At 70.4% G+C, this 1,518-nt stretch carries 1 protein-coding gene and 1 pseudogene; both read right to left on the bottom strand.

Annotated elements, in window-relative coordinates; all coding sequences use genetic code 11:
- On the bottom strand, positions 1 to 821 hold an 821-nt coding region (locus tag RMO04_RS16510; protein WP_309645863.1), incomplete at its 3' end, for an alkaline phosphatase PhoX.
- A gap of 98 nt (positions 822 to 919) precedes the next feature.
- Positions 920 to 1,518: pseudogene (locus RMO04_RS16505) on the bottom strand (ice nucleation protein); the annotation flags it as partial.

The following is a 1,518-nucleotide window of genomic DNA, read 5'->3' as shown; positions in this document are numbered from 1 at the left end:
GGCGCGTCGCGGAACCCCAGCGCCTGCAGCTTGCCCCCCTTGTGGAGCTCACCCTGGGCGTTGGGGAGAAAGCGGTAGAACAGGCCGGGGCCGGCGAAGCTGTCCTCGGTCATGTAGACCACGCCGGTGCGGGGATCGACGCAGGCGGCTTCGTGCTGGAAGCGTCCCATGGCCTTGAGCGGCACGGCCTGGACCAGGCCCTTGGACCTGGCCGGCACCTCGAACACCCACCCATGGTCCTTCGAGAGGTTTCCGCCGGCCTTCTGGGTGTTCTCCTCGCAGCTCAGCCACGACCCCCAGGGCGTGACGCCGCCGGCGCAGTTCACGGCCGTGCCGGTGAGGCTGAGGTGCTGGCTGATCAGCTTCTGCCTGGCGACATCGTAGATGAGCGTGGTGGTTCCGCCGGGCAGGGCGTGGCCGTCGGCCCCGACATCGTAGGCCCGCGACAGGTCGACCCGCGGGGCCAGGCGCCGCGCCAGGCCGGCCGGGCCGTAGTTGAGGTCGTTGCTCTTGAGTTCGTGATTGCGGACCAGCGCCACCCGCGAGCCGCTGAGCGGGATGCAGCCCATGCCGTCGGCCTTGTAAGGGACCTCCAGGCCGTCGCTCATCGTCTCGCCGAACCGCGACACCACCCGGTAGGCGAACCCTTGGGGCAGGTCGAGAATGCCGTAGGGGTCGGAGACCAGCGGGCCATAGCCCGCGACCTCGTTGGCGTAGGTCTCGGTCGCGGCCCCCGTCTGAGCGCTAGCGTGCCGCGCGTAGCCGAGAAAGGCCAGACCGGCCGCGGCGGGGGAAAGGACGGTGCGGCGCGAGGTCATCATTCGCGAGCCTGTATCAACCGAATTGGAGGGCGCCTAGGGAGCGCCACGCGAGATTCGACGCGGCGTGGCGGCACGCCTCTCCCACACCGGCCGACGGGTCAGGCCGGCAGGTTCTGGATTTGGAGCGCCGTGAAGGCGTTGACCTGGGCCGGGCTCATGGCGGCCACCAGGGTCGTGGAGAGCTGGCGCACCTGGGTCACGGTCAGCTTGGGGATCTGGGTCGCGGCGAAGGCGGCGACCTGGGTCGTGGTCAGAGAGCCGATCAGGGTGGTGCTGAGGGCGGCGATCTGGGCGCCGGGCAGGGCCGCGATCTGGGTGGCGGTGAAGGCCTCGAACTGGGTCGGTTCAAGGGCCGAGAGCTGGCTGGCGGTGAGGCCGGCGATCTGGGTCGCCGCCAGGGTCGCGAACTGGGTGGACGAGAGGCCGAAGAGATTGGTGCTGGTCAGGGCGCCCACCTGGCCGGCGGTCAGCGCCACGAGCTGGGTGGCGGTCAGTTCGCCGAAGTCGGTGGCGCTGAGGCTGCGGATATTGGCTGCGCTGACGCCCTGGATCTGGGTGGCCGACAGGCCGGCGACCTGGGTCTCGGTGAGCGCTGAGAAGTTGGTGGCGGTCAGGCCGGCGATCTGGCTGGCCGCCAGGGCGCCAAGCCGGGTCGCGTCCAGCGAGGCCAGGGTGGCCGGACCGATGGCGTTGATCT

Origin of the sequence: Phenylobacterium sp. (assembly GCF_031412415.1) — a bacterium.
Taxonomy (GTDB): domain Bacteria; phylum Pseudomonadota; class Alphaproteobacteria; order Caulobacterales; family Caulobacteraceae; genus Phenylobacterium.
The sequence above is the reverse complement of the archived record's forward strand: the minus strand, read 5'-3'. Positions and strand labels throughout refer to the sequence as shown.